Source organism: Nakamurella leprariae (assembly GCF_016918035.1).
Classification (GTDB): domain Bacteria; phylum Actinomycetota; class Actinomycetes; order Mycobacteriales; family Nakamurellaceae; genus Nakamurella; species Nakamurella leprariae.
The window spans coordinates 451,124-476,795 of the sequence record NZ_JAERWK010000008.1; the positions used below are offsets into that span (position 1 = coordinate 451,124).

Below are 25,672 nucleotides of genomic sequence, written 5' to 3' on the forward strand. Positions count from 1 at the left end.
GGTCCGGGGCGCCGGTCAGGCGTCCGGCGACCGATCGGGTCGCGGGGTGCCCTTGAGCCCCTGCCGCACCCCGGCCACCCGTTCCTTCCAGGTGCCGCCGGGCCGGTGCCACACCTCGGGCCCGAGCACGATGAGGGCCGACACCAGCAGCCCGAGGATGAACACCGGGTAGCCCATGGCGATCCGGACGGCGGCCAGCCAGCCCACCGAGTTCTCGTCGTACAGGTAGCGCTGCACCAGGAAGCGGGCCAGGAACAGCACCACCCAGACCGCGGTGGCCCAGGTGTACCGACGGCGCATCAGCCGGTCGGACCGCCAGCCGCTGCCCCGGCCGTTCAGCGCCTCCCAGACCACCCCGATGAGCGGCCAGCGCACCAGGATGGACAGCAGGAAGGCGCCGCCGTACAGCAGCTGGGTCCAGATGCCGAGCAGGAAGAAGTCCTTGGCCGATCCGGTCCGGCCGGCGATGAACGCCGCCACCCCGACGGCCACCAGCCCGCCGAGGGCCTGGGTGACCGGCTTGCGGCGCAGCAGCCGGACCACGGCGATCAGCACCCCGGCACCGATCGCGGTCCACAGTGCCCAGGTCAGCCCGGCGAAGGAGTTCACCGCCACGAACACGACCACCGGCAACGCCGAGTCCAGCACCCCGGCCACGCCGCCCATCTGCTGCAACATGGTCGGCGGCACAGTGGGCTTCTCAGTGGTCGACGCAGCGGGCGACTCGGCGGCGGGCCGCGCGTCCGGCCCGGCCGGGTCGCCCGGGCCGGACCCGGCGGCGTCCTGCGGCCCGGGGGCCGAGGTCACGCGTGGACCGACATCAAGTCGTAGTCGGGGTTGTAGATGATCTTCTGTCCGTCCTGGACCGCCACCCGTCCGCGGACCCGCATGGTCCGCCCGGGTTCGATCCCGCTGATCGACCGACGGCCCAGCCAGATCAGCTTGACGCTGTCGGTGCCGTCGTACAGCTCGGCGGTCAGCGCCGCCTGCGCCTCGTTCGGGTGCAGGTCGACGTACCGCAGCCGTCCCTGCAGGGTCACGCGCTGGCCCTTGCGGCAGCCGTCGGCGTGTTCCGCGCCGCAGGCGTCGGCCTCCTCGGTCAGTGCGTCGGCCTCCAGCTCGGCGTCATCGCTGGTCAGCTTCTTGAACCAGCGACCGATGTTGCCCATCGAACGTCACTCCATCGTCGACCGCGGTGTCGGGGACGACCAGGCCGTCGGCCGGGCCGTTCGGCCTGCCCACCGGGCCGACCGCGGCCCACGATAGCGCCGTGACCACGGTCCCGGCATCGCCGGACGGGGGGGGGTCGCCCGGTGGTCTGTGCCACTGCGGTCCCGACCACCGCCGAGCGGGTCCCGGCGACCGGTCCGGCTGCCTCAGACCTCGTCCAGGCCGAGCGCCCGGGCCACGTCCGGCGGCCGGTAGTCCGGCCCCTTGAGCACCTTGCCGTCGGCCCGGCGCAGCACCCGACCGTCCGGACCCAGCTTGGTCATGTTCGAGTCGTGCACCTCGTCCAGCACCGCGTCCAGGTCGATGCCGTAGACGTGCGCGGTCCCGTACGCGATGTAGACGATGTCGGCCAGGGCGTCCGCGACCTCGATGAGGTCCCCGGCCAGCGCCGCCTCGCGGAGTTCGCCGACCTCCTCGTCCATCAGCGCCTGGCGCAGCGCCATCTCCCCCACCTCCAGCGCGTCGACCGGGCGGTCGCGCACCGGCAGGCCGTACGCCCGGTGGAACGCGGCCACCTGATCGGCGATCCGGCTGACCGGCCCGGCGTCGGACGGGCCGGGCCGCTCGTCGTCCGCCCGCTCGGGCACCGCAGTCACGGTCCGGCCGCCGCGATCAGGCGCAGTCGACGCAGATCAGCCGGCCCCCGGACTCGGTGGCCAGACGGCTGCGGTGCTGCACCAGGAAGCAGGACGAGCAGGTGAACTCGTCGGCCTGCTTGGGGACGACCTTGACGGTGAGTTCCTCACCCGACAGGTCGGCTCCCGGCAACTCGAAGCTCTCGGCGGTGTCGCCCTCGTCGATGTCGACGACGGACGACTGGGCCTCGTTGCGCCTGGCCTTCAACTCCTCCAGCGAGTCCTCCGAGGGCTCGTCGGTCTCGTTCCGACGTGGCGCGTCGTAATCGGTGGCCATCCTCTTGTTCCTCGCTCTCGCTCTGTGCGGCGTCCGTCGGATGGGACGGCACCGCACCACCTGCCCGGCCGGAGATCCCTCCGGTACCGGTCGGGGCCACCGGCCGCGTCCCCACCCCGGGCGCTGTGCTGATCACGGTCCGCGGGATCACTCCCGACGACCCGATCCTGCTGCGCAGCGCACCGGACAACGCACGCACGGGCCGTTTTGTGCCCGTCGGCTGACCGGCCCAAACCCGACCCGCCGGCGACCCGGACCCCGGACCGGGCGACCTGGTCGCCGGGGCAGCCGGGCCCCCTCCCGCCCGCCGGCGGATCGCCCGGACCACCGGTGCGCCGCAGCAGGCTAGCCGACGGGGAGGCCGTCGCCGCACCGACCGCGCGAGCGGCTCCGCTCCGGATACGGCGCGACACCGACTCGTCGCCGTCGCCCGGCCGCGGCAGACCGGTGCACCGGCGCGCACCGTCTACCCTGGCCGGGACCTCGACCCGCCCCGAGCCACCAGGAGGACTGCGCCGGTGAGCCTCGCAACCGCGCCGGAGAAGTACCGGCGTCGGCGGATCTTGCCGGCCCTGTCGGTGGTGGTGGTGCTGCTGGTCGCCGCCGGGGTCATCTGGTTCCAGGCGCTCAAGCCCGACCCGTCGCAGAGCCGCGAGTGCAACGCACCCGGGCCCGCCCCCACCCCGACGTCCGACACCGCACGGAGCACGGCGCTGGCCGACGGGGCGACCGCGTCACCCACCACGTCGCCCACCAGCACGACACCGGTCGTGACCTCGCTGGGCAGCTTCGTCGGGACCGACACGCTGGCCGGGGTCCGCCCGGCCCCCCCGGCCACCGTCGCGCTGCGGGTCTTCAATGCCAGCCAGGTCCGCGGTCAGGCCAAGGCCGTCACCGACGAGTTCCGCGCGGCCGGCTTCGAGTCCATCGGCGCGGGCGTGAACGACCCGCTGTACCCCGCCGGGGATCTGCGCTGTCTGGGCGAGATCCGCTTCGGTGCCGCCGGCGTCGCCGCCGCCCGGACGGTGCTCGAGCTGGCCCCCTGCGCGCAGTTGGTCCAGGACGGCCGGGTCGACGACTCGGTGGACTTCGCCATCGGCGCCCGCTTCGTCTACGCCCCGATCTCGGACGAGGTGCAGGCGCGCCTGAGGGAGTTCGCCAGTGCCGCGACCCCGCCGGCCGTCATCGAGGGCCAGACCGCGTCTGCGACGCCGCTGCCGCCCATCCCGGGGCTCCCCCAGGCGTCCTGCGCGACCTGACCGCCCCCGGGCAGAGTCGACACCGCCCCCGGGCGCAGTCGACACCGCCGCCGGGCGCGCAGTCGATCTCCCGGGTTCCTGCAGGACACGATCCACACCGCTGGCTACGCTTCCGCCGAGAGCCGGCCCGGATCCCGGGTCCAGCGTTCCAGGGGAGAGGACGTCACGGTGACCACAGGGAACATCGGCGTGCCCGGCAGCACCACACTGCCCGGCCAGCGGGCGATGGGCATCGACATCGGGGGCACGGGGATCAAGGGCGGCATCGTCGACCTCGGCACCGGGGAGCTGGTCACCGACCGGTTCCGGTTGGACACGCCGCAACCGGCCACGCCGGATGCGGTGGCCGAGACGGTGGCCAAGGTGGCCGCCAACTTCGACTACACCGGGCCGGTCGGCGTGGACTTCCCCGGTGTCGTGATGGACGGGGTCGTGCAGACGGCGGCCAACGTGGACAAGGCGTGGATCGGCACGTCCCTGCTCGAGACCGTCGGGCCGAAGCTGCCCGGGCCGTCGTTCTTCCTGAACGACGCGGACGCGGCCGGGCTGGCCGAGGTGCGGTACGGCGTCGGCGCCGGCCACCGCGGGCTGGTCGTCATGGTCACCTTCGGCACCGGCGTCGGCATCGCCCTGATCCACGACGGCAAGCTGGTGCCCAACGCCGAGCTCGGCCACATCGAGATCGACGGCCACGACGCCGAGACCAAGGCGGCCGCCTCGGCCCGGGAGCGGGAGGAACTCTCCTGGGAGAAGTGGGCCAAGCGGGCGTCCAAGTACCTCAGGACGCTCGAGCAGCTGATCTGGCCGGAGCTGTTCATCCTCGGAGGCGGGATCTCCAAGCGTCCCGAGAAGTGGGTGCCGCACCTGAAGTGCCGGACCCCGCTCAAGGTGGCCGAGCTCATCAACAACGCCGGCATCGTCGGCTCGGCCCTGGCCGCCTTCGAGGCGGCCCAGGTGGGCGCGGTGGTCCCGGGAGCCGGCTCGCCGCGCTGAACGGCGCAGACACCGGACGGCCGGCCCCGGATCGCTCCCGGGCCGGCCGTCGGTCGTGCGACGGGGACCGCTCCGCTCAGCGGATGTGGATCTGGGCGTCCTTGCCGTAGTACTGCTGGGTGGCCTGGGTGATGGCCTGGACGACCCCGGCCCCGAGCTGCTGGGCGTGGGCCGAGTGGTAGTCGAGGCTGGCCACCCGGTTGCGGTTCGACCGGCGGAAGTACGGGATGACCTCGTCGGCGAACAGCTCGTAGGAGCGCTTGGTCGCCTCCCAGTCCGCCATGTCGTAGTGGATGATCAGGAAGGTGCCGAAGCCACCGGTCTTGGAGATCATCGCCTCGATGGCGGCGATGGCCTCGTCCGGGGTGCCGATGACGGCGGAGCCGAACGACGGCCAGCCCTCGCCGCGCAGCTGGTCGATGGCCGACTGCGGATCCCGGCCCCACGGGAACTGGATGCCGCCGCCGGCCTTCTCCAGGTAGTCCACGTGGTGCAGGATGCGCCGGCGGACGGCCTTGTCGGCCTCCTCGCGCGACTCGGCCAGGAACATCGGGGTCACCACGCGCCAGCCGGCCCGGTTCGGGGTGTGCCCGTGCTTCTCGGACTCGGTGACGTAGACGTCCCAGTTGCGGTCGAGCGCGTCGAAGCCGGCCTTGTCGCCGGCGGCCAGCGACAGCAGCGTGCCGCCGTGCTTGCCGGCCAGCACCGACCCGGACGGGGTGACGGTGGAGGCGACGGCGATCTCGATGCCGTCCGGCGACACCGGGAGCAGCTGGGCCCGGGCGTCGTGCAGCTCGAACCAGTCGGTCTTGGCGTTGACCACGTTGCCCTTGAGCAGCTCGACGATCGCCTCGAGCGACTCGCCCTGCATGCGGCGTTGGTCCGGCGGGTCGATGCCCATCATGATCGCGTCGAGCGGCAGCTTGCCCGGGCCGACGCCGAGGATGACCCGGCCGTTGGACTGGTGGTCCAGCTGGGCGATCCGGTCGGCCACCAGCAGCGGGTGGTGGTAGGGCAGCGAGAAGACACCGGTGCCGAACTTGATCCGGTGGGTGTGCTCGACCGCCGCGGCGATGAACAGGTCGGGGGCGGGGACGTTCTCGATCCCCCCGGAGTGGTGCTCCCCCATCCAGTACTCGTCGAAGCCGAGGTGGTCAGCGTGCTTCGCGAGGTCGATGTCGCGACGGATCTGGAGGGTGGGGTTCCCCGTCATGGGGTGGTACGGCGCCTGGAAGATCCCGAACTTGATGGTCTCGGGACGGAAGGGCGCCGCAGAGTCGTCATTGGCCATGACGGCAGTGTGACACGGGAGGCGGACGGGCGGGCGATCGGAACAACCTCTGACCGACCGATCGGTCGGGAGCTGCCGTCTCCTCGCCCGGTCTCCGTTGTCGCTGGTCCATGGTCCGCCCGGGGACGACCGGCCACTCGCCCGCTGAGACCTTCCGCGGATGTGAGGCACGGCGGCCGACCAGTTGGGCGGTCGCGCCGATCGGCGGATGCGAACCGCCTTCCGGTCGCCATGTGGACGCCACCACGACCGCCGACCCGCGCCGGTCACCGTGATGCCCGGGCGCGCGTGCGGTGTCCGTCACCCCGCGCTCCGCGGCGACGTCACCCGGTGCGGCCATCGGGACCACCCGGTCGGACCCGACGCTTCCTCCCCAGCGAAGGCACACTGGAGCGCGGCCACGCAGTGCAGTCGTGGCCCGACCGGCTCGCCGGTACACTGGAACGGTCGCGAAACGGCAGGAAGAACTTCGGAAACACGTGGGAAGCGGACGTCGATATCACCGCTGGACGGCAACGACGGACGGCACGACGACACCCGGCTGATCCCGGGGCCGGCGTACCACTTCGGTGGCACCACCGGCACCGATGTCATCGACACCCGTCTCCCCCGACCACGGCCCGCCGCCGCGCGGACCGTGATCCTGCATCTGGCAAGCGATCATCGACGCGAAAGGGCTTCTGTGGCTGGCGCAGCAACCTCGTCCCGGACCGGTCGCCGAACAACGGCGACGCACGTCGGCGCTGACGGCGACGCGGCCGGGGCCACCACGCAGGGCCGGGCCACCACCGGCCGGTCCGGCGCCCAGACCGCGATCGCCACCAAGGCTGCCGCCCGGGCACCCCGGGGCACCAAGGCCGCGGACGACGCCACCGACGTCGAGGGCGAGGAACTCGACGTCGCCGAGCTCGACGAGAGCGAACTGGCCGAGGACGGCGACCTGACGGCCACCGACGACGACAGCACCGGGGAGGCCACCGCCGCCACGGCGAAGGTGGCCAACGCCGGCGCGGCCGACACCGAGTCGGAGGAGGAGACCACCCCCTCCGGCACCGCCACCCCGGCGACGGCCAAGGCCGAGAGCGAGGAGTTCTCCTGGGACGACGAGGAGGAGTCCGAGGCCCTCAAGCAGGCTCGCAAGGACGCCGAGCTCACCGCCTCGGCCGACTCCGTCCGCGCCTACCTCAAGCAGATCGGCAAGGTCGCGCTGCTCAACGCCGAGGAGGAGGTGGACCTGGCCAAGCGCATCGAGGCCGGGCTCTACGCCGCCGAGCGGCTGCGGCAGTACGCCGAGGCCGGCGAGAAGATCACCACCCAGCTGCGGCGGGACCTCAACTGGGTGCGCCGGGACGGCGAGCGGGCCAAGAACCACCTGCTCGAGGCCAACCTCCGTCTGGTGGTGTCGCTGGCCAAGCGCTACACCGGCCGCGGCATGGCGTTCCTGGACCTGATCCAGGAGGGCAACCTGGGCCTCATCCGTGCGGTCGAGAAGTTCGACTACACCAAGGGATACAAGTTCTCCACCTACGCCACCTGGTGGATCCGCCAGGCGATCACCCGGGCCATGGCCGACCAGGCGCGGACCATCCGCATCCCGGTCCACATGGTCGAGGTGATCAACAAGCTCGGCCGCATCCAGCGCGAGCTGCTCCAGGATCTGGGCCGTGAGCCCACGCCGGAGGAGCTGGCCAAGGAGATGGACATCACCCCGGACAAGGTGCTGGAGATCCAGCAGTACGCCCGGGAGCCGATCTCGCTGGACCAGACCATCGGTGACGAGGGTGACTCGCAGCTCGGTGACTTCATCGAGGACTCCGAGGCCGTGGTGGCCGTCGACGCCGTGTCCTTCACGTTGTTGCAGGACCAACTGCAGGCCGTCCTGCAGACGCTGTCCGAGCGCGAGGCCGGCGTGGTCCGGCTGCGGTTCGGTCTGACCGACGGTCAGCCCCGCACGCTGGACGAGATCGGCCAGGTCTACGGGGTGACCCGGGAGCGGATCCGACAGATCGAGTCGAAGACGATGTCCAAGCTGCGCCACCCGTCGCGGTCGCAGGTGCTGCGCGACTACCTCGAGTAGGAACCACGCGTCCACGCGGTGCCCACAGGGGGGCGCCCCGGCCGGGGCGGCCCCCTGTGGCGTTGGTGGCTGCGATCTCGCTGAGTGGACGGCCGTCGGGCGGGGCACCATCGGACCATGAGTGATCCGACCTCGAACCTCTCCCAGTCCCCCGACGCCGCGGTCGCCGGCGACACCACCAGCGCCGCGGACGTGAGCACCGGCGCGGCCACCGACCCGTCGTCCGGAGCTGGCTCGTCGGAGGTGAGCACCCCCGCGCTGACCGAGCCGTCGACCGGGGCGGACACGGACCAGCCGCACACGGCCGCCGACACCGACGACCAGCAGGACGTGCCCGCGGCGGGTACGCCGGGCGATGTCGACCCGGACCGGGAGGACGTCGACCGGCCGCACGCGACGTCGGGCTCGATCCGCACCGGCATCGCCGAGGACACCCCGGCGGAGGGCGCGTCGGGCGACACCACCACCGATCGCGGCCCGGACTACCGGGTCGAGGCGGACCTGACCACGCCGGGCATCCGGGAGGCCGACGACCGGCTGGCCCGCAGCCAGGACGAGCTCGAGGACGCCAAGGGGGTCGCCGCGCAGCTGCGCGGGGACCTGCTGCCGGACGGACCCGAGGACCAGCCGGGCCCGGACCTGCCGGCCGCGCCGTCGGCGGAGACCGCCGCGGAGCAGCCGCGCGACTGACCGGGACCGGTCACCGCCAGCCGATGACCAGCAGCACCGTCGGCGTGGCCACCAGCACCAGCGCCACGGCGTAGGTCAGGACGGCGGTCGACCGGGCCGGCGGCCGCTCCTGCAGCAGCCGCTGCACCCGACCGGCCACCCCGCTCGGGCCGGCCGGCCCGGGGCCGTGGTCCGCGGCGACCGGCGACCCGGCAGGCTCGGCGTCCGGCTCGACCTCGGCGCCGCCGGCAAGGGCCACCCGGGCCAGCGCCCCGGCCAGTATCCGACGCCGATCGGGGCCGCCCGGAGCCGAGGCCATCCGGGTGACCGCGGCGTCGTCGGCCAGCATCTCGATCAGCCCCGCGGCGGCCGCGCGGGCGGCCCGCACGCCGGGGATCCGGCCCAGCGTCACCGCCCAGGCCTGGAACGGCAGGGCGACCAGGTCGTGCCGCGACCGCAGGTGCGCCCGCTCGTGCTCGATCACCCCGGTCAGCTCGTCGGCACGCAGCAACGTCACCAGTCCGGCGGTGAGGACGATCCGGGAGTGCCACCCCGGCACCGTGTAGGCCAGTGCACGGTCGTCGTCGAGGATGCTGACGTCGACGGCCCCAGCCAGCACCGCGTCGCGCTCGTGCGTGGTGGCCGCCGGACCGGTGCCGGCCGGCGCGGCTCGCACCGACGGCCGGGTGAGCAGGTCCAGGACCTGCCGGTGCGCGCGCCGCCGGCGCACCGTCAGCACCGCGCTGCGCACCAGCACGCTGAACAGCACGGCCGCGATCACCGCGGACGCGATCCCAGCCGCCAGACGCCAGCCCTGCACCGCGGCGGGCCAGGTCCCGTCGAGCAACAGTGATCGGCCCGCGGTGATCAGCGCCGTCGCCAGGTTGTGTCCCAACGGCTCGACCGCGATCACCACCCCGGCCCCGACCAGGGACAGGCCCGCACCGAGGCACACGGCCTGCCACAGCACCAGCGCGGCGCGAGGCGACCGGCTCGGCCAGTGTGCGCGGGCCAGCAGCGCCGACACCGGCCCGGTGAGCAGCACCGCGAGCAGCGCCAGGCCACCGGCCAGGGCCCAGGCGGGGATGCCGCTGGAGCCAGCGAGGGAGGTCACGGGATCAGGACGCTTCCGGGATGTCGACAGCAGGGATCCTGCACGGTCTCAGCAGCTCCGGCAGGCACCGCAGCCGGTCCCGCGCAGGACCGGGGCGCGCCCGCGCCCCGATCACCGTCCGTCGAGAGCCCGGCGCAGCGCCTCCAGATCGGGCGCGGACACCGAGCCGACGAACCGGGCGAGTGCCGCGTCCCGGTCGGTGGCCGTGTCGAGCACCTGGTGCATCAGCGCGGCCGTGTGTTCCTCACGACTGGCCACTGCCGCATACAGGTGCGCCCGCCCGTCCCGGATGCGGCGGACGACCCCCTTGCCCTCCAACCGCGACAGCACGGTCAGCACGGTGGTCACGGCGAGCTCGCGCCCGGGCAGAGCGTCGGCCACGGCCCGGGCGGTCATCGGCGCGCCGGCGTCCCACAGCACGTCGATCACCGCGCGTTCGAGTTCCCCGCGTCCGGCCACCACTGTCCTCCTTGCTCCGTGGACCATTCTACGCCACGTAGAACTTCTACAATGTGTCGAATATGCTGAGGGCATGATCACCGCCACCGCACCCGGTGCGCTCACGACCCTGACCCCGCGCGAGCGACAGGTGCTCGAGCTGCTGACCACCGGGCTGACCAACCGGGCCATCGGCCGGTCGCTCGGAGTGGCCGAGAAGACGGTGAAGAACACCGTCACCTCGGTGCTGGCCAAGCTGGGCGTGCACAGCCGGACCGAGGCCGCGGTCGCGCTCACCGTGCAGCGCCTCGCCCCCACCGGCTGAGCCCGCCCACCCGGAACGAGCCGATCGCCACGCCGCGCCCGGATTGTCGTCGCGGCATCGATCAGGTCTGATGGCTCCTGTGAGCGCCGACACCGCACCCGCCGACGGATCCCCCCGACTCGAGCACAGCGGTCGCATCACGCTGCGCTTCCTGGCCGCGCCCACCGACGTGGCCGACCTGGGCGGCGCCGCGGTGTCGGCCGGTCGGGTACTGGAGTGGATCGACAAGGCCGCGTACGCCTGCGCGGTCGGCTGGAGCGCCAGCTACTGCGTGACGGTGTACGTCGGCAACGTCAGCTTCTCCCGGCCGATCCAGTCCGGCCAGATCGTCGAGGTGCACGCCCGGCTCGTGTACACCGGGCGGACCAGCATGCACATCGAGGTCACCGTCACCTCGGGTGATCCGCAGGACGGCAGGCAGTTCCCGACCACGTCCTGCACCGTGGTGTTCGTCGCGGTCGGCGAGGGCGGCACGCCGGTCGCGGTGCCGCCGTGGCGCCCGGTCACCGAGGACGACCGGCACCGCGAGACCACTGCGCGGGACAAGGTTCAGCTGCGGTCGGACATCGAGGCGGCCATGAAGGAGCAGACCTACTCGTCACAGGGGTCGGCGCCCACGGCCACGTTGCGGTTCCTGGCCGCGCCGACCGACGTCAACTGGGGCGGAAAGACGCACGGCGGCACCGTGATGCGGTGGATCGACGAGGCCGCCTCGGTGTGCGCCGGGGGGTGGAGCGGACTGACCGGGGTGGCCGTCTACTCCGGCGGCATCCGGTTCTACCGACCCGTGCTCATCGGCCACCTGGTCCAGGTGGAGGCGCGGCTGCTCTACACCGGGCGGACCAGCATGCACGTGTCCGTACATGTGCGGTCGACCGATCCCAAGCGTCCGGACGAGATGGCCCTGACCACGCACTGCCTGACCGTCTTCGTGGCGCTGGACGACGAGCGGCGGCCGACGCCGGTGCCGCGCTGGGTCCCGGTGACCGACGAGGACCGGCAGCTGCACGCGCACGCCCGCCATCTGATGCAGCTGCGGGCGCGGCTCAAGCCGCCGACCCCGGCTGTTGGCTGACGGACGGGACCGGCGGGGCCGGCTCAGTCGGGGCTGTCCGGCAGCGGCAGCGACCGCAGGTCCCGGCGCAGCGGGTGCTCCGGGGGGATCTCGACCAGGACCAGCGGGGTGCCGTCCGGGTCGGAGATCCACAGCTCCTTGAGTCCCCACGGCTCGAGCTGGGGTCCGCGCTCCAGCGTCACCCCGGCGGCGGCCAGGCGAGCGGCCTCCGCGTCCACGTCGCGGACCTGCACCCAGATGGCCACGCTGCTGGGCGCGTCGGCCGGGGCGGCGCGGCCGGACACCTCGATCTGGCTGGCGCCCGCGTAGAACACCTGCCCGGGCGTCTCGGGCGGGCCGAACTCGCGGCTGATGGCCAGCCCGAGGACGTCGCGGTAGAAGGCCTGGGTCACGATCGGGTCGCGCGGTCGCAGGATGATCCGGCTGGCGAGGACGTCCACCTGCGCCATCCTTCCCGATCGACCGGACGTCGGCTGCGCCCGGGCGGTGCACTCGGCTCGCTCCCCCCGCTCGTCACGCTTCGTCACGGTCGTGGAAGACTGCCACGTTCCGGTCGTGTCACGAACAGCTTTCCGGCCGATCACGAACGGCCCCGGATCTGTTCGCTCCCGGCGAATGCGGCGGTTCACACACCGTTCGGCCGCAGGTCACCTGGCACCATGAAGTCAGTCCGGCCAGCCGGCCGGACTGCACCGGGGTTCGTTCCGGTCACCGTCGGTGTCGCCGACGACGGCCGGGGTACAGCTCCGATGCCCGCTCACTCCCACCGCCGGGGTGGGCGCGGAAGGAATCCGCCGCCCATGTCGTTGACCCATCAGCGACACCCGCACCATCGCACCAGGCCGCGGACCGGTACCACCGGCTCGCGACAGCACCGACCGAGGGAGGACGTCATGACCGAGACCTTGACCAGAGAGGCGTTGACCGCTGCCGATCGGTGTGATCGCTGCGGAGCCGCCGCCGTGGTGCGGGCCGTTCTCCCCACCGGCGGTGAGCTGCTGTTCTGCGGTCACCACGCGAACAAGCACTCCGAGCGCCTCGGCGAGCTGGCCGCCACCATCGAGGACACCCGCGGCGAGGCAGCCGTCGTGGCGGACGCCCGCTGACCTCCGCACCGGAGCTCCGCTCCGGACCGCCCCCAGGGGCGTGGCGCCCGGCGTCACGCCCCTGAGGCGTCTCTGCACCGTGCGCCGCGATCGTCGGGTCGGTCGCCCAGGTGCGGCATCATGACCGGGCCTGCATGGCACGACCCGCGGAAGGACCCCCATGGCCGGACCCGCCTCCCACCCACCGGTGTCCGCGGCGACGCCGATCGTCGGGGCGCCCCGCGCGGACCCGATCGGCGCGGTGCTGCTGGTGCTGGCCGGGGTCGCCGCCGCCGTGCCCATGGCCGCTCCGTGGCGTCCGCTGCCGGTGGGGGTGCTGCCCGACCTCGAGGGTGCCCGGCTCAGCGGCTGGCAGGTCGTCCAGCAGCTGTCCACCGCGACCGATCCCGGCCTGCTGGCCGTCATCACCAAGTGGTCGCTGCTGCTGGCCACCGCCGGCGGGGTGGCGCTGGTCGGGTTGGGTCTGCTCATGTTCGTGCCGATGACGCACCGCCCGGTCGGGTCAGCCGCCCTCACGGTCGCCGGCGGGTTGCTCGCCGTGGGGACATGGCTGCTGGTGCGGGCCGATCCGGTGTTCGGGGTGCCGGCGGCCGACCTGCTGCAGACCGGCAGCCCCGGGGTGCTGCTGCTGCTGGCCAGCGGTGTGGTCGGGCTGTTCGGCGCGGTCAAGGCCCTGGCCACCGGCTGACGCCGACCCGGCCCGACCTGCCCGGCCATGACCGGCCCGGCCTGCGGCCGTGGTACGGACCGGAGACCGGCCCCGCAGCAGCGGCGTCACCATCGAGCCGCCCTGATCGCCGTGCGACCGAGGATGTTGATGATCGTCCGCGCGGTGCGGGCAGGGACGTCCTCGTCCGGCCGGGGTCGGGTGGGGGGCCGGCCCGGAGGCCTCGCGGCGCTCCGTGCTGAAGGACAGGGCACCGGCCCGGACGCCAGGTACCGCCCCGATCCGGAGAAGATCCGCAGGCCCGGACGTCCGGGCAGCGAGCGCGGTCGTGGTCATGCCGAGCACGGTCGCCCGCACCGCTCGGAGTCGACTCGGGATCGGCCGAACGCGGCCGGCCCGGGTCGTCAGGACGGGATCAGAGCATCCCGAGCAGGTGGTCCCGTCGCCGTTCCAGCAGGTCCGGCGAGGCGGCGGCCTGGGCCGGGCCGGGCACCGCCCGGCGCAGCTGGGCGTGCACGGCCGCATGTGGCGCGCCGGTCCGCGCGGCCACCCGCCCGACCAGCGAGTTGACCTCGCGCCGGAGCGCGGCGGCCGCCCGCCAGCCCCGCACCAGGTGCTCGTCGTCGTGATCGTCGCCGCCGTCGTGGCCGTCCGGGCCGGCGCCGCCCCCGGTGCCCGATCCGTCCAGGTCGAAGAGCGACCCGGTGCGCGCCGCCTGGTCGACCTTGCGGCGCAGCTCCGAGTCGCGCCGAGCCAGCAGCGCCGCGGTCTGCTCGGGGGTGAGCAGGCCCGGCAGCCCGACGAACTCGGCGTCGGCATCGTCCAGCGTGACCGGGCCGGCGCTGCTCGACGCCCCCTCAGCCGGCGCACCCGGCGCGGCCGTCACCGCCTTGCCGGAGTGCAGCAGATGGGCGAACTCGGCCTGAGACTCCAGCCCCTCGACGGTCCCGGACCTCCGCTCGGCGGGCTCCGGGTCGGGCAGGTCCAGCAGGTCCTGGGCCAGCTCGTCGAACTCGTCCGCCTCCGACTCCTGTTTCACCGGCGGCATGATCACGAAGTCGCGGTCCTGCTCGAGCTCGGCGGCCAGGGCCAGCAGCGGCCGCACCGCGGGCAGGAACACCGTGGCCGACTCCTGTGGGCCTCGGGCCCGGACCACACGGCCGACCGCCTGGGCGAAGAACAACGGCGTCCGGTAGCTGGTCATCCAGGCCAGGCAGGCAGCGCGCGGGATGTCCACGCCCTCGGAGATCATCCGCACACACACCACGATCCGGGTGTCCGCAGTACGGAACGCCTCGATACGACGGGACGCGGCCGGATCGTCGGACAGCACCAGGGCCGGCTTCCTGCCGGTGATGCGGCGCACCACCGTGGCGTACGCCCGGGCCGCCTCCTGGTCGCTGGCCAGCACCAGCCCGGCGGCGTCCGGCATGCCGTTGGCCCGCAGGTGGGTGATGCGCTCGTCCATCGCCGCGATGACGTGCGGGACCCAGCCGCCCTTGGGGTCGAGCGCGGTCTGCCAGGCGGCCGCCTCGACCGACTTGGTGCTCTGCTCGGTGAGCGACGCGGAGATCACCTCCCCGGCGTTGTTCCGCCACCGGGACACCCCGGTGTAGGCGGCGAAGACCACCGGCCGGACCACCCGATCGGCCAGCGCCTGCCGGTATCCGTAGGTGAAGTCGGCGACCGAGCGCAGCAGGTCGCCCTCGGTGCGGTAGGTGACGAAGGGGATCCGCTCGCCCGCCTTGGTGCGGAACGGCGTCCCGGTCAGGCTGAGCCGGCGGTGCACCTCGTCGAAGGCCTCGGCCGTCGCCTCGCCCCAGGACAGCCCGTCCCCGGCGTGGTGGATCTCGTCCAGGATGACCAGGGTGCGGCGGGTCCGGGTGCGGGCGGCGTGGATGGCCGGGCGCGCCGCGACCTGGGCGTAGGTGGTCACGTAGCCGTGCATGCCGTCCGGCACCGGCCCCTGGGCGTTGGTCATGCCCGGGTCGAGCAGCAGCCCGACCTCGGCGGCGGCGTCGGCCCACTGGGTGCGCAGGTGGTCGGTGGGCGCGACGACGACGACCCGGTCGACGGTGCGCCGCTGCATCAGCCGGCAGGCCACGGACAGCGCGAAGGTGGTCTTGCCGGCGCCCGGGGTCGCGGTGACCAGGAAGTCGCGGCGGGGGCCGGACGGCAGCGGCCGGGCCGGGCGCTCGTCCTCCGGGTCGGCCGGCACCGGCGCCGGCGACCCGTTCAGCACGGCGTCCGGGTCGTGCGCCCGGTCGTAGGCCTCCAGTGCGATGCGCTGCCACGGACGCAGTCGGCGCTCGTCGATGTGCGGGGCCACCCCAGCCGGTGCTCCGGTCGCCCGTCCCAACCCGATGCCGTCCTCTCCTGCTGCGCACCAGCCGCCGCCCGGGCCCGATCTCGGCTCCCACCCACCCGGCGGCACGGCGTTCGACCCTAACGCGGTCCCGGCCCAGCTCCGGCCATCCCGCCCGCCGACACGAGTGCGACCCGCCACGACTTCGACCGGCTCACCCGGCGGACCAGGCATGCTCGTGTCGTGACCCGCTCCGTGACCCCACCGCCGCCGGACCGAACGTCCGCGACGGGCTCGTTCCCGGCGCTGTCCCCCACCCAGGACGGCGTGACGGTCCCGTGGCACCGCAATGGCACCGGGCCCGTCCCGACCGCCGAGGGACCGGTCAAGCACCGCTGGCGCAAGGTCCTGGGCCGCACCCTGTCCAAGGCCTGGGACGACTCACTGTTCGGGATGAGCTCGCAGGCGGCGTTCTGGTGTGCGCTGTCCACCGCGCCGCTGCTGCTGGCCCTGCTGGGCCTCATCGGCTACGTGCTGCCGTGGTTCCCCGACGGCACCATCGACGACGTCCGCACCTCGATCGACGTCTTCCTGAACGGGATCTTCGACGAGGAGGTCGCCGAGAACCTGGTCGGCAACACCGTCGACACCATCCTGAACAACGGCCAGGGCGACGCCGTCTCCGTCGGCCTGCTGATCAGCCTCTGGGCCGGGTCGTCGGCCATGTCCGCGTTCGTCGAGTCGATCACCATCGCGTACGGCCAGCACGAGGTGCGGCACCCGGTGGTGGAACGGTTCTTCGCCCTGGGGCTGTACCTGATCGCGCTGGTCTGCGGGATCTTCCTGCTGCCGCTGCTGGCCATCGGGCCCGACTACCTGCCGCGACTGTTCCCCGAGTCATGGCGCGGGCAGGTGGCCGACATCGTCAACGTCGCCTACTACCCCGCCCTGGCCCTGGGCCTGATCCTGCTGCTGGCCACGCTGTTCAAGGTGGCACCCAAGCACAAGCACGCCTGGATCCGGGGCCTGCCGGGGGCGTTCCTGACCGCGGCCGTGTTCCTGGTCGCCAGCTTCGGCCTGCGGCTCTACCTGTCGTACGTCTACGCGCACGGCCTGACCTACGGCGCGCTGGCCACGCCCATCACGTTCCTGCTCTTCTACTACTTCGTGTCGATGGCGATCATCATCGGCGCGCAGTTCAACAACGCCCTGCTGGAGTACTACCCGCCGCGGCGCTCGCGGCGGGAGATCCGCAAGTGGCAACGGTACGAACCCAAGCGGTTGCGGGACGAGCCGGACGGCGGGGCGGTCTCCCCGCCGTCCGGCTGAGCCGTCCAGCGCGACTCGACGGTCGGAGCCCGCCCTCGCTCGTTCCTCGCTCGGGCGACTCCTCCGGAGCTCAGGCCTTGTTGCCCTTGGGCAGCGAGTCGAAGATCTTCTTGCAGTCCGGGCACACCGGCGACCCGGGCTTGGGCGACTTGGTCACCGGGAAGGTCTCGCCGCACAGCGCCACCACGAAGTTGCCCAGCACCGCGGACTCGGCGACCTTGTTCTTGCGCACGTAGTGGAACATCTCCGGCGGCGTGTCGCCGGTGCGGTCGGTGGTCAGTTCCTCGGGACGTTCGAGCACCTCGGTGCTGGTCATGCGTACCTCCTGCTGCTGGATCCGGCCGTTCGGGCGCCCTGACATGCTGCCAGGTCCGCGCCCGGGTCCGCGCGCCTGCTGTTCCGGGACCGGTCAGCGACCACCGGGCAGTTCGGGCCGGGTCGCCCCGAGCGCCCGCTCGTGGTTGACGGCGCTGGCCCGGACCGGCTTGACCGGCTTGCGTGGAGCCCGGTCGTTGGCGATCAGCACCGCGCACCACGGCAGCGGGATGGAGATGGCCAGCACCAGCAGCGCCAGCCACGGCGTCTGGTAGAGCAGCGCCGCTCCGATCAGGCACGGCACCCGGCAGGACATCATGAGCAGGTACCGCCGCCGCCGGGACCTGAGCTGCTCCTGGTAGGACGGCTCGGCCTGGGTGATCACCACCGGTTCCGGCGCGGGGGTCCCGCGGCGCAGCCGGGCGGCCCGCTTGGGCTGGTGCGAGCTGGCGTAGACGAACGTGCCGTCCTCGGCCTCGAAGACCCGGTCGTCGGTGGTGCCGTCGATCACCTGGTCGACCCGGGTGGACCCGTCCTGGGCGGCGCGGCCGTCCTTGATCGACGGTCCGTCCCGCCACGGGCCCTGCGCTGCACTGGTCATCGGAAGGAACCAACCCCCAACGGGTGAGGTGCGGATCGTGACGTACGGCGACCGGCCGGAACGATCCTGGCGAACTCCGGGCGGTGAGCCGATCCCGACCGCCTGCCTGAGTACCGGTCCAACGCTACGCCTGGATCACGGCCCCGGACCGGTCGCCGAACGGGTCCTTCGTCACCCTGCCGAGGGGCCGGCCTTCGCCGCCCTCGTCTGTTCCTCGAGTGCCCTGATCTCGGCCTTGGCCGCCTTCTTGGCCGCCCGTACCCGGCTCAGCGAGTCCGGATCCACCACGTCCGCGACCGACCGGAAGCACCCTTCCTCGCCGTAGGCGCCGGCCGCCTCCCGCCAGCCCGGCGGGGTCACGCCGTACTGCTTGCCCAGCAGGGCGGTGAAGATGGCCGACTTCTGGTCGCCGAAGCCGGGCAGAGCGGCGATGGCCCGGCGCACCTCGTCCCCGGAGCGGGCGTCGCGCCACAGTGCCGCAGCGTCCCCGTCCGCGGTCTCGACCAGGACGCGGCACACCGCCTGCACCCGGGCGGCCATGGCCCCCGGGAAGCGGTGCACGGCCGGCCGCTCCGCACACAGCGCGGCGAACGCGTCCTGATCGGCGTGTGCGATCGCGGCGACATCGAGCCGGCCGCCCATCCGCTCGGCGATCACCTTCGGCCCGCTGAACGCCTTCTCCATCGGCACCTGCTGGTCCAGCACCATGCCCAGCAGCAGCGCGTTCGGATCCACGGACAGCAGCGCGTCGGCGTCCGGGTCGCCGGTCAGCCAGAGCGGACGCGGCACGGTCGAGGACTCCACGGTCATGGCGGCCAGCCTGGCACAGCCGATCCCGGCCCACCGCCGGGCCCACAGCCGGTGCTCCCCCCGCCCCTACGCTGGCCGCGTGCCTGATCCCGCTGCCCCCGCGCCCGTCGACTCCCTGGATCGGGCCACGGTGCTGTCCGATCCCGACCACCTGGACCGCCTCCGCGACGATCTGCACGCCGCCCGATTCGACGCCACCGGGGTTCCCGCACTGCTCGGGCCGTCGGCCAACCGGGCCCTCGGCCGCGGGGAGCTGTTCCCGGCGCTGCGCGTCACCGGCGGTGGTGACGTGACCGGTTCCCCGCTGGCCACCCTGGTCCGGTTGTTCCTGCTCGGCGCCGACGCGCCGGTCGCCTCCGCCGCAGCCGCGCTGCCCCGGGCCGGGCTGGACCGTTCGGTGGCGGCCGGACTGCTGGAGCGGGACGGCGACCGGATCCGTGCCGCCCTCGATCTGCGCCCGCACGCGGCGGACGGCGACGAGTACCTGGTCGTCTCCGACCTGGACTCCGACGTCCGGCCCGGACCGGTCCGGCACGACCACGTGCTGGGCATCGGCGCGGCCTCCATCACGCTGGCCAACGCCGTCATCCGGCGGCCGGTCGGGCGGGCGCTGGACGTCGGTACCGGCTGCGGCATCCAGTCGCTGCACCTGGCCGAGCACGCGGCCGAGGTGACCGCCACCGACGTCAACCCGCGGGCGCTGGCGCTGGCCGCCGCGACGGCCCGGCTGTCCGGCCAGCGCTGGCGGCTGCTGGCCGGGTCGATGTTCGAGCCGGTGGCCGACGAGACGTTCGACCTCATCGTCTCCAACCCGCCGTTCGTCATCGGCGATGGCGGTCAGGACTACATCTACCGGGACTCCGGGATGCCCGGCGACGGCCTGTGCCAGGCGCTGGTGGCCGGGATCCCGGACCACCTGGCTCCGGGCGGCACCGCCCAGTTGCTGGCCAACTGGATCGTGCACCCGGACACCGACTGGCGGGAGCGGGTCGGGTCGTGGGTGGCCGGCACCGGCTGTGACGCCTGGGTGGTGCAGCGCGAGGTGGCCGACCCGGCCGAGTACGTCGGTCTGTGGCTCAAGGACGCCGGGGACACCGGCCCGCAGGCGGCGGCCATCGCCACGCGCTGGCTGGATGCGCTGGACCGGCAGCGGGTGGCGGGCATCGGGATGGGCACCATCACGCTGCGCCGATCGGACACCACCGACCCGTCGATCACCCTGGACGAGCTGACCGAGCCGGGCGACGAGCTGACCGGCGTCGAGGTCGACTCGTTCCTGGCCCGCCGCGACTGGATCGAGCGGACCACCGACGCGGCCCTGCTGGCGGCACCGCTGTCCCTGTCGACCGGGGTGCTGCTGGAGCAGCGGTCCATCCCCGGCGCCGAGGGCTGGAGCCCGATGCTGCGGATGCTGCGCCGGCCGGGTGGTCCGGGCGCCACCCTGCAGGTCGACGAGTGGGGCGAGCGGCTGCTGGCCGGCTGCACCGGGCAGCTGCCGCTCGGCGTGCTGGTCGACCTGCTGTCGTCGGCGGCCGGGGTCAGCCGGGACGCGCTGGCCGCGGCCGCGCTGCCGGCCATCCGGGTCGCGGTGGTGCGCGGCCTGGTGCATCCGGTCGACCAGGACGGCGAGCGGGTCAACTGACCCTCTGCTCAGTCCGGCAGCAGCAGCTCCCCGCGCACCGTGGTGACGGCGCGGCCGCCGAGCCGCACCCGGTCGACGGCCAGCCGCACCGCGACGGTGCCGCCCCGGCGCGACGCCTGGAACCCGACCAGCTCCGTCCGGCCCAGTCGATCGGCCCAGAACGGCGCCAGCCCGCAGTGCGCCGACCCGGTCACCGGGTCCTCCGGGACGCCCGTCTGCGGGTAGAAGCACCGGGACACGAAGTCCGCCGGACCACCCCGATCCGCGACGGCGGTGACCACCAGCCCGCGCAGACCCAGCGCCGCCACCGCGGCCGGATCCGGCGCCAGCGCGCGGACCTGCGCCTCGTCGGCCAGCTGCACGAACCAGTCCATCCGGTTGCGGCCGGTCCACACCGCTCCCCCGGGGAACGGCAGCGGACCGGGCAATTCCGCGGGCTCGGGCGCCTCGTCCGGGAAGTCCAGCTCCAGCACGTCACCGTCCGGCCGGGCGATGAGCACGCCGCTCCGCGTGGCGAACTTGATCTCGTCCCGATCGAAGGCCCACCCGGCCTGCGGATGCTCGCGCAACACGTGCGCCGCGGCCAGCGTCGCGTGTCCGCACAGGTCCACCTCCACGGTCGGGGTGAACCAGCGCAGCGACACGGTGCCGTCGGCCAGCGGCGAGACGAACGCGGTCTCGGCCTGGTGCAGCTCCATGGCGATCGCCGCCATCAGCGACTCCGGCAGCGGCTCGGCGGTCGGCACCACCCCGGCCGGATTGCCGGTGAACGCGCCGTCAGCGAAGGCATCGACCAGGTACACCGGCACACCCACTGCGGACACACTCCCGTCGATCGGCGTCAGGACCTGGCGACGGTAGCCCGCGGACCCGACCGCAGACTGTTCCCATGCGTGCTGTCGTGTCCCGGGTGCTGTCCGCCGCTGTCCGCGTTGATCAGGACGGGGTCAGCCAGGTGATCGGTGAACTGCCCGGTCCCGGCCTGCTGGCCCTGGTGGGCGTGACCCACGGCGACGACGCCGACGTCGCCCGGGCGATGGCGGCCAAGCTGCACGAGCTGCGCATCCTGCGGGACGAGCAGTCCTGCGCCACCACCGGCGCCGGACTGCTGGTGGTCAGCCAGTTCACCCTGTACGGCCGCACCGCGAAGGGACGGCGCCCGTCCTGGACCGACGCCGCCCCCGGGTCCGCGGCCGAACCGCTCATCGAGGAACTGGTCGCCGAGCTGCAGCGCCGCGGCGCTGCGGTGGCCATCGGGCGGTTCGGGGCGCAGATGGAAGTCAGCAGCGTGAACGACGGCCCGTTCACCGTTCTGGTGGAGCTCTGACGACCGTCCGGGCGCCGCACGGGCGTTCAGGCCCGGCCGGTGGGCACCGTCACCGGGACGAGCCCGGTTTCCCATGCTGTTCCCATCGGCAGCACAGCGCTCCCCCGGGCCAGGACGTTGGAGTGATGCCCCGACGCCGCGTCGACGTGTCCACCGGCTGGAACAGGTGGTCAGACCGCCGCCCTGCCGGGATCCGCATTCACCCGACCGGACGTCTTTCGGGACCGCCGCGATTCAGCATCGTGCGCTGCGGGAACGAATCGAGGGCGACAGGCGTTCGAAAGGATGTCCGGTGCGAGGGGACGCGCATCCGGACACTTGCCTCGAAGGGAGCACTCCATGACCGCTTCCCCCGCATTCTCGGTTGCCGACGATATCGCACCCGGCCCGGCGCCGCGCGAGGCGGAGGACCTGGACGCCCAGGGCCCTGCCGCGGACCTGGTCCGCGTCTACCTCAACGGCATCGGGCGGACAGCTCTGCTGACCGCCGAGCAGGAGGTCGAGCTGGCCAAGCGCATCGAGGCCGGCGTCTTCGCGGCCCACAAGCTGGAGACGGCCAAACGGCTGTCACCGCAGCGCCGGGCCGACCTGCGCGCCGTCGTCCGTGACGGCGCCCGCGCCCGCAACCACCTCCTGGTGGCCAACCTCCGCCTCGTGGTGTCGCTGGCCAAGCGCTACACCGGCCGTGGCATGCCGCTGCTGGACCTGATCCAGGAGGGCAACCTGGGCCTCATCCGTGCAGTCGAGAAGTTCGATTACACGAAGGGGTTCAAGTTCTCCACCTACGCCACCTGGTGGATCCGGCAGGCCATCTCGCGTGGCATGGCCGACCAGGGCCGCACCATCCGGCTGCCCGTGCACCTGGTGGAGCAGGTCAACAAGCTGTCGCGGCTCAAGCGCGAGCTGCACCAGCAGCTCGGGCGGGACGCCACGCTGGCCGAGCTGGCCGCCGAGTCCGGCATCCCGGAGGAGAAGATCTCCGATCTGCTGGACCACGCGCGTGATCCGGTGAGCCTGGACATGCCGGTCGGCAGCGACGAGGAGGCACCGCTCGGCGACTTCATCGAGGACAGCGAGTCGACGTCGGCCGAGGCCGCCGTGGTCGCCGGCTTCATGCACAGCGACATCGACCGGGTGCTGCGCACCCTGGACGACCGCGAGCAGTCGGTGGTCCGGTTGCGCTACGGCCTGGACGACGGGCGGCCGCGCACCCTCGACGAGATCGGCCGGGTCTTCGGCATCTCCCGTGAACGGGTGCGGCAGATCGAGCGTGACTCGATGGCCAAGTTGCGCACCGGCGACCGTTCCGAGTCGCTCCGGGCGTACGCCAGCTGAGCACCAGCATCTGACCGGGGGCCGGGACCGACACGACGTCGGTCCCGGCCCCCGGTGCATGTCACCATCGCCGGATGCGAGTGCGGGCCTTGTCCGACGGCACCTTCCTGGCCGCCCCGGGCTCCTTCGCCCCGGACGCCGGGGCCGACCGGCACCCGAGCTGTTCACCACCGGGGGCCGCGCCGACCTGCCGATCGGCTGCTTCGTCGTCGTCCACACCGACGGAGTTGTCCTGGTCGACGCCGGACTCGGGCCGGTCGACGAACCGGGGACCGGCGGATCGGCGCTGCGGGGCGGGCGGCTCCTCGACGAGCTGCGCCATGCGGGCGTCTCCGTCGAGCAGGACGGACACACCCTGGTGCTGCTCGGTGACGCTCCGACCTGCACCACCCAGCTCGACGAGCCGGGGTGGTCCTCGATCGGTGATGTCGACCCGGCCCTGGACCAGCGGCCGCGCACCTTCCGCACCCTGGCCGAGCTGTGGGACCGGTTGGCCGAGCCCCGGACCACCGGGGTGGGCGCGCACCTCCAGGCCCTGCGAGCCGGTCGGGTCGAGCTGCCCGGCCGCGACTGGCGACCCGAGCCGGCTCGAGCTCAGCGCTCGGCCGCCTCCGGCGCCCGGTGCCGACCGGTGCGCTCCCGGTTCTGGTCCTGGTCCAGCCCGGCGTACTCCTCAGCCACTTCGGCGGCGAATCCCCCAGTGCCACCGGCCGCCTCGGCCGCCTCCAGCCGCCGGGCATCCTGGAGCTGCTCCTGACCGCTCTGCGTCCGCAGCGGGGTCTCTTTGAGGAAGACGACCGAGATCAGCGTGATGACGGCCAGCACGGTGCCGACCAGGAAGATCCGGGCGGTGCCGTCGCCGTAGGCGATCCGGACCAGCTCGACCAGCGGGCCGGGCAGCTCGTTGAGCTGGCCGATGCCGATGTCCCCGCTGCCGGCGGCGGCCGGATCGGCACCGGTCGCGACGAGACCGGCGCGGATGCGGTCGGCGACCTGGGTGGCCAGCACGGCACCGAGCACGGACACCCCGACGGTGCCGCCGAGCGAGCGGAAGAAGCTGACCGTCGACGTGGCCGAGCCGAGGTCGGTGGGCGGCACCACGTTCTGCACGGCGAGCACCAAGTTCTGCATGACCGTGCCGGTGCCTGCGCCCATGACGAACAGGTAGGCGCCCAGCAGCACCATGTTGGTCGTGTGGTCGATGGTGGCCAGCGCGGCGAACCCGACGAGCAGCAACACCGACCCGACGACCAGGTAGACCTTCAGCTTGCCGGTGCGGGTGATCAGTGCCCCCGAGATGGTGGAGCCCAGCGTCGACCCGACGATCGTCGGCAGCATCAGCAACCCGGCCGCGGTCGGTGAGACACCGCGGGCGATCTGGAAGTACTGGATCAGGAAGACCGCGCCGCCGAACATGGCCACGCCGACGCCCAGGCTGCCGATGGTGGCCAGCGTGGTGGTGCGGTCGCGGAACAGCCGCAGCGGGATGACCGGCTCCGCGGCCCGCAGCTCGACGACCACGGCCAGGCCCAGCAACAGCAGACCGCCGGCGAGCATCGCGATCGACGTGCCGGAGCCCCAGGCGAAGTCGTTCCCGGCCAGCGTGACCCAGATCAACAGGTCGCACACACCAGCCACGATGAGCGAGGCGCCGAGCCAGTCGATGGACACCTTCCGCTTCATCACCGGCAGGTGCAGCGTCTTGTGCACGACGAACAGCGAGACCATGGCCAACGGGATCCCGGCCCAGAAGCACCACCGCCAGCCGAGCCAGTCGGTGTCGACGATGACGCCGCCGATGAGCGGCCCGGCCACCGGCGCCACCGACATGACCGCCGCGATGGGGCCCATGTACCGCCCGCGCTCCCGCGGGCTGATCATCGCCGCGATGGCGATGATGACGAGCGCCTGCAGCCCGCCCAGGCCGAGACCCTGGAACGAGCGCCAGACGATCAGCATCTCCACCGACGGCGAGAAGCCGGCCAGCAACGAGCCGGTCGTGAAGATCACCGTGGAGATCTGGACCAGCAGCTTCTTGCTGTAGAGGTCGGACAGCTTGCCCCAGATCGGCGTGGTCGCCGTGGACGACAGCAGCGTCGCGGTGACGATCCACGTGTACTGGTTCTGTGAGCCGTGCAGCACCGAGATGATCGTCGGGAGCGCGTTCGAGACGATCGTCGCCGACAGGAACGCTGCGAACATCGCCAGCAGCAGTCCGGAGAGGGCGACGATGGTCTGGCGGTGCGTCATCCGGCCGGATGAGGCCGGTGGTGCGGTGGTCGTCACGAAGCGCTCCTGCCACGGCGGTCGGCCGGTCCGCACTCGCAGCGCAGGCGACGACGCCGCAAGATCAGTTGACTCGTGCAACCATATCTGCGGTCGTTCGCAAGGCGCAACAGTTGGCGGTCCCGATCGGCCTGCCGATCATCCCTCCGCGCGCTGGTCCGCGGACCGGTCGACCGGTACCACCTGGAACGCGGTGCCATTGGACCGCCACGTGGCGAGCAGGTCGGGATGGGCGCCGCTGTCGGTGATGATCAGGTCGAACTCGCTGACCGGGGCGATCTTCAGCATCGCCCGCCGGTTCAGCTTCGAGGAGTCCACCAGCAGGTAGCGCTTGGTGGCGGAGGCCAGCATCTGGCGCTTGAGCATCACCACCTGCTCCTCCTGGTGGTACAGGTCGGTGCCGGACACGGCCGCGGTGGACATGAACACCGCGTCGACGTGGATACCGGCCACCTGCTCGATCGCCTGGACACCCAGGAACGAGTCGTGCGACACGTCGTACCGCCCGCCGATGCCGACCACCGTGAGCTCGTCGCGGTAGCGGGCCAGCTCGGACAGGCGGCGGA

General features: G+C 72.9%; 27 protein-coding genes and 1 pseudogene. 12 read left to right on the forward strand and 16 right to left on the reverse strand.

What is annotated here, in order from left to right:
- Window positions 1–15: 15 nt before the first annotated feature.
- The 4 genes from JL106_RS07375 to JL106_RS07390 form a co-directional block, all read right to left on the reverse strand.
- Entirely contained in the window at window positions 16–807 is a 792-nt protein-coding gene (locus JL106_RS07375) for a DUF3159 domain-containing protein (RefSeq protein WP_328841673.1), read from the reverse strand.
- Window positions 804–1,169: an OB-fold nucleic acid binding domain-containing protein gene (locus JL106_RS07380; protein WP_205260018.1), complete on the reverse strand. Its 366-nt coding sequence runs from the start codon at window positions 1,167–1,169 to the stop codon at window positions 804–806. Before JL106_RS07380 ends, JL106_RS07375 begins: the two co-directional genes overlap by 4 nt.
- Window positions 1,170–1,376: 207 nt before the next feature.
- Window positions 1,377–1,817, reverse strand: coding sequence for a pyrophosphohydrolase domain-containing protein (locus JL106_RS07385; RefSeq protein ID WP_205260019.1), 441 nt, complete (start codon window positions 1,815–1,817; stop codon window positions 1,377–1,379).
- Window positions 1,818–1,842: 25 nt separating this feature from the next.
- A complete protein-coding gene (locus JL106_RS07390) occupies window positions 1,843–2,142 on the reverse strand; it encodes a DUF4193 domain-containing protein (RefSeq protein ID WP_205260020.1) in 300 nt (99 codons plus the stop codon).
- A gap of 518 nt (window positions 2,143–2,660) precedes the next feature.
- Between JL106_RS07390 and cei the strand changes: the two genes are divergently transcribed.
- Together cei and ppgK are read left to right on the forward strand one after the other, a co-directional pair.
- The gene (gene cei, locus JL106_RS07395; protein ID WP_205260021.1) at window positions 2,661–3,401 is read left to right on the forward strand and encodes an envelope integrity protein Cei; all 741 of its coding nucleotides are present in this window, start codon (window positions 2,661–2,663) and stop codon (window positions 3,399–3,401) included.
- A gap of 225 nt (window positions 3,402–3,626) precedes the next feature.
- Window positions 3,627–4,394 (forward strand): polyphosphate--glucose phosphotransferase, encoded by a 768-nt coding sequence (gene ppgK, locus JL106_RS07400; protein WP_205260092.1) that lies wholly within the window; start codon window positions 3,627–3,629, stop codon window positions 4,392–4,394.
- A gap of 76 nt (window positions 4,395–4,470) precedes the next feature.
- On the opposite strand, the gene JL106_RS07405 is transcribed toward ppgK, so the two are convergent.
- On the reverse strand, window positions 4,471–5,685 hold the full coding sequence (locus tag JL106_RS07405; RefSeq protein WP_205260022.1) for an LLM class flavin-dependent oxidoreductase: 1,215 nt from the start codon (window positions 5,683–5,685) through the stop codon (window positions 4,471–4,473).
- Between the two features lie 649 nt (window positions 5,686–6,334).
- Between JL106_RS07405 and JL106_RS07410 the strand changes: the two genes are divergently transcribed.
- Together JL106_RS07410 and JL106_RS07415 are read left to right on the forward strand one after the other, a co-directional pair.
- Window positions 6,335–7,762, forward strand: a complete 1,428-nt coding sequence (locus JL106_RS07410) for an RNA polymerase sigma factor (protein ID WP_205260093.1) — start codon at window positions 6,335–6,337, stop codon at window positions 7,760–7,762.
- 117 nt (window positions 7,763–7,879) lie between these two features.
- Window positions 7,880–8,452, forward strand: coding sequence for a hypothetical protein (locus JL106_RS07415; protein ID WP_205260023.1), 573 nt, complete (start codon window positions 7,880–7,882; stop codon window positions 8,450–8,452).
- 10 nt (window positions 8,453–8,462) lie between these two features.
- On the opposite strand, the gene JL106_RS07420 is transcribed toward JL106_RS07415, so the two are convergent.
- Window positions 8,463–9,545, reverse strand: coding sequence for a M56 family metallopeptidase (locus JL106_RS07420; RefSeq protein ID WP_205260024.1), 1,083 nt, complete (start codon window positions 9,543–9,545; stop codon window positions 8,463–8,465).
- A gap of 111 nt (window positions 9,546–9,656) precedes the next feature.
- A complete protein-coding gene (locus JL106_RS07425) occupies window positions 9,657–10,004 on the reverse strand; it encodes a BlaI/MecI/CopY family transcriptional regulator (protein ID WP_328841678.1) in 348 nt (115 codons plus the stop codon).
- A 73-nt stretch (window positions 10,005–10,077) separates the two neighbouring features.
- Here JL106_RS07425 and JL106_RS07430 point away from each other — a divergent pair, with 73 nt between their 5' ends.
- Together JL106_RS07430 and JL106_RS07435 are read left to right on the forward strand one after the other, a co-directional pair.
- Window positions 10,078–10,308 (forward strand): response regulator transcription factor, encoded by a 231-nt coding sequence (locus JL106_RS07430; RefSeq protein ID WP_205260026.1) that lies wholly within the window; start codon window positions 10,078–10,080, stop codon window positions 10,306–10,308.
- 70 nt (window positions 10,309–10,378) lie between these two features.
- On the forward strand, window positions 10,379–11,383 hold the full coding sequence (locus JL106_RS07435; RefSeq protein ID WP_205260027.1) for an acyl-CoA thioesterase: 1,005 nt from the start codon (window positions 10,379–10,381) through the stop codon (window positions 11,381–11,383).
- Between the two features lie 23 nt (window positions 11,384–11,406).
- Here the strand turns inward: JL106_RS07435 and JL106_RS07440 are convergent, their stop codons facing one another.
- Entirely contained in the window at window positions 11,407–11,823 is a 417-nt protein-coding gene (locus tag JL106_RS07440; protein WP_205260028.1) for a VOC family protein, read from the reverse strand.
- Between the two features lie 453 nt (window positions 11,824–12,276).
- On the opposite strand from JL106_RS07440, the gene JL106_RS07445 reads away from it, so the two are divergent.
- Both JL106_RS07445 and JL106_RS07450 read left to right on the forward strand, forming a co-directional pair.
- Window positions 12,277–12,489, forward strand: a complete 213-nt coding sequence (locus JL106_RS07445; RefSeq protein WP_205260029.1) for a DUF7455 domain-containing protein — start codon at window positions 12,277–12,279, stop codon at window positions 12,487–12,489.
- A gap of 160 nt (window positions 12,490–12,649) precedes the next feature.
- A complete protein-coding gene (locus tag JL106_RS07450; protein WP_205260030.1) occupies window positions 12,650–13,177 on the forward strand; it encodes a hypothetical protein in 528 nt (175 codons plus the stop codon).
- A gap of 394 nt (window positions 13,178–13,571) precedes the next feature.
- Here JL106_RS07450 and JL106_RS07455 read toward each other — a convergent pair whose 3' ends face one another.
- Window positions 13,572–15,485: a DEAD/DEAH box helicase gene (locus JL106_RS07455; RefSeq protein WP_328841681.1), complete on the reverse strand. Its 1,914-nt coding sequence runs from the start codon at window positions 15,483–15,485 to the stop codon at window positions 13,572–13,574.
- 219 nt (window positions 15,486–15,704) lie between these two features.
- Here JL106_RS07455 and JL106_RS07460 point away from each other — a divergent pair, with 219 nt between their 5' ends.
- The gene (locus JL106_RS07460) at window positions 15,705–16,790 is read left to right on the forward strand and encodes a YihY/virulence factor BrkB family protein (protein ID WP_328841683.1); all 1,086 of its coding nucleotides are present in this window, start codon (window positions 15,705–15,707) and stop codon (window positions 16,788–16,790) included.
- Between the two features lie 70 nt (window positions 16,791–16,860).
- Here the strand turns inward: JL106_RS07460 and JL106_RS07465 are convergent, their stop codons facing one another.
- The 3 genes from JL106_RS07465 to JL106_RS07475 form a co-directional block, all read right to left on the reverse strand.
- The gene (locus JL106_RS07465; RefSeq protein WP_205260032.1) at window positions 16,861–17,106 is read right to left on the reverse strand and encodes a DUF3039 domain-containing protein; all 246 of its coding nucleotides are present in this window, start codon (window positions 17,104–17,106) and stop codon (window positions 16,861–16,863) included.
- A gap of 93 nt (window positions 17,107–17,199) precedes the next feature.
- Window positions 17,200–17,523: a DUF3099 domain-containing protein gene (locus tag JL106_RS22455; RefSeq protein WP_407940117.1), complete on the reverse strand. Its 324-nt coding sequence runs from the start codon at window positions 17,521–17,523 to the stop codon at window positions 17,200–17,202.
- Between the two features lie 354 nt (window positions 17,524–17,877).
- Window positions 17,878–18,495, reverse strand: a complete 618-nt coding sequence (locus JL106_RS07475) for an HhH-GPD-type base excision DNA repair protein (RefSeq protein WP_407940118.1) — start codon at window positions 18,493–18,495, stop codon at window positions 17,878–17,880.
- A 100-nt stretch (window positions 18,496–18,595) separates the two neighbouring features.
- On the opposite strand from JL106_RS07475, the gene JL106_RS07480 reads away from it, so the two are divergent.
- Entirely contained in the window at window positions 18,596–20,158 is a 1,563-nt protein-coding gene (locus tag JL106_RS07480; protein WP_328841688.1) for a DUF7782 domain-containing protein, read from the forward strand.
- 8 nt (window positions 20,159–20,166) lie between these two features.
- On the opposite strand, the gene JL106_RS07485 is transcribed toward JL106_RS07480, so the two are convergent.
- Window positions 20,167–20,973, reverse strand: a complete 807-nt coding sequence (locus JL106_RS07485) for a PhzF family phenazine biosynthesis protein (protein WP_205260036.1) — start codon at window positions 20,971–20,973, stop codon at window positions 20,167–20,169.
- 74 nt (window positions 20,974–21,047) lie between these two features.
- Between JL106_RS07485 and dtd the strand changes: the two genes are divergently transcribed.
- Both dtd and JL106_RS07495 read left to right on the forward strand, forming a co-directional pair.
- On the forward strand, window positions 21,048–21,485 hold the full coding sequence (dtd, locus tag JL106_RS07490; RefSeq protein WP_205260037.1) for a D-aminoacyl-tRNA deacylase: 438 nt from the start codon (window positions 21,048–21,050) through the stop codon (window positions 21,483–21,485).
- A gap of 339 nt (window positions 21,486–21,824) precedes the next feature.
- Entirely contained in the window at window positions 21,825–22,820 is a 996-nt protein-coding gene (locus tag JL106_RS07495; protein WP_236006928.1) for a sigma-70 family RNA polymerase sigma factor, read from the forward strand.
- Between the two features lie 61 nt (window positions 22,821–22,881).
- On the opposite strand, the gene JL106_RS07500 is transcribed toward JL106_RS07495, so the two are convergent.
- The 3 genes and pseudogenes from JL106_RS07500 to JL106_RS07510 all read right to left on the reverse strand — a co-directional run.
- Window positions 22,882–23,142, reverse strand: a complete 261-nt coding sequence (locus tag JL106_RS07500; RefSeq protein WP_205260038.1) for a hypothetical protein — start codon at window positions 23,140–23,142, stop codon at window positions 22,882–22,884.
- A 272-nt stretch (window positions 23,143–23,414) separates the two neighbouring features.
- Window positions 23,415–25,070, reverse strand: coding sequence for an MFS transporter (locus JL106_RS07505; RefSeq protein ID WP_407940119.1), 1,656 nt, complete (start codon window positions 25,068–25,070; stop codon window positions 23,415–23,417).
- A gap of 174 nt (window positions 25,071–25,244) precedes the next feature.
- Window positions 25,245–25,672, reverse strand: a pseudogene (locus JL106_RS07510) (DeoR/GlpR family DNA-binding transcription regulator); the annotation flags it as partial.

What these genes read in the sequence shown, in the direction of transcription:
- JL106_RS07415 (WP_205260023.1), top strand. Translation starts at nt 7,880, where the DNA reads ATGAGTGATCCGACCTCGAACCTCTCCCAGTCCCCCGACGCCGCGGTC.
- JL106_RS07435 (WP_205260027.1), top strand. Translation starts at nt 10,379, where the DNA reads ATGGCTCCTGTGAGCGCCGACACCGCACCCGCCGACGGATCCCCCCGA.
- JL106_RS07445 (WP_205260029.1), top strand. Translation starts at nt 12,277, where the DNA reads ATGACCGAGACCTTGACCAGAGAGGCGTTGACCGCTGCCGATCGGTGT.
- JL106_RS07450 (WP_205260030.1), top strand. Translation starts at nt 12,650, where the DNA reads ATGGCCGGACCCGCCTCCCACCCACCGGTGTCCGCGGCGACGCCGATC.
- JL106_RS07505 (WP_407940119.1), bottom strand. Translation starts at nt 25,070, where the DNA reads ATGACGCACCGCCAGACCATCGTCGCCCTCTCCGGACTGCTGCTGGCG.
- JL106_RS07405 (WP_205260022.1), bottom strand. Translation starts at nt 5,685, where the DNA reads ATGGCCAATGACGACTCTGCGGCGCCCTTCCGTCCCGAGACCATCAAG.
- JL106_RS07390 (WP_205260020.1), bottom strand. Translation starts at nt 2,142, where the DNA reads ATGGCCACCGATTACGACGCGCCACGTCGGAACGAGACCGACGAGCCC.
- ppgK (WP_205260092.1), top strand. Translation starts at nt 3,627, where the DNA reads ATGGGCATCGACATCGGGGGCACGGGGATCAAGGGCGGCATCGTCGAC.
- dtd (WP_205260037.1), top strand. Translation starts at nt 21,048, where the DNA reads ATGCGTGCTGTCGTGTCCCGGGTGCTGTCCGCCGCTGTCCGCGTTGAT.
- JL106_RS07380 (WP_205260018.1), bottom strand. Translation starts at nt 1,169, where the DNA reads ATGGGCAACATCGGTCGCTGGTTCAAGAAGCTGACCAGCGATGACGCC.
- JL106_RS07465 (WP_205260032.1), bottom strand. Translation starts at nt 17,106, where the DNA reads ATGACCAGCACCGAGGTGCTCGAACGTCCCGAGGAACTGACCACCGAC.
- JL106_RS07495 (WP_236006928.1), top strand. Translation starts at nt 21,825, where the DNA reads ATGACCGCTTCCCCCGCATTCTCGGTTGCCGACGATATCGCACCCGGC.
- JL106_RS07430 (WP_205260026.1), top strand. Translation starts at nt 10,078, where the DNA reads ATGATCACCGCCACCGCACCCGGTGCGCTCACGACCCTGACCCCGCGC.
- JL106_RS07500 (WP_205260038.1), bottom strand. Translation starts at nt 23,142, where the DNA reads ATGGCGCAGCTCGTCGAGGAGCCGCCCGCCCCGCAGCGCCGATCCGCC.